General features: G+C 63.8%; 1 protein-coding gene. It reads right to left on the reverse strand.

From position 1 onward, the window contains the following. Positions 1 to 13: 13 nt before the first annotated feature. On the reverse strand, positions 14 to 478 hold a 465-nt coding region (locus LHP98_RS19305), incomplete at its 5' end, for an IS5 family transposase (RefSeq protein WP_227254167.1).

Below are 478 nucleotides of genomic sequence, written 5' to 3' on the forward strand. Positions count from 1 at the left end.
GACTCATTGACGCTCAAAGCCAGAACATGACGGTTGCGGCGAGTGCGGCGGCGGAGAGGAAGGTCTTTGCGCATCGGTCGTAGCGGGTTGCGACCCTGCGCCAGTCCTTCAGCCGGCCGAACATGATCTCGATGCGGTTGCGGCGGCGATAGCGCCGCTTGTCGTAGCGGACTGCTTTGCCGCGCGACTTCCGTCCGGGGATGCAAGGGCGTATCCCCTTGTCGTTCAAAGCTTCGCGGAACCAGTCGGCGTCATAGCCCCGGTCTGCGATCATCCAGTCGGCGGCAGGCAGACTGCCCAACAGGGCTGCGGCGCCGGTGTAGTCGCTGACTTGACCTGCGGTCATGAAGAACTTCAGCAGACGACCCCTCGCATCGGTGACGGCATGCAGTTTGGTGTTCAGCCCGCCCTTCGTGCGCCCGATCAGATGCCCGCGCTGATCGTCGGGCCCCCTTTTTCTTGCCCGTAGGCTCGAAGC

Origin of the sequence: Rhodobacter sp. Har01, assembly GCF_020564565.1 — a bacterium.
In the GTDB taxonomy this organism is placed as follows: domain Bacteria; phylum Pseudomonadota; class Alphaproteobacteria; order Rhodobacterales; family Rhodobacteraceae; genus Pseudogemmobacter.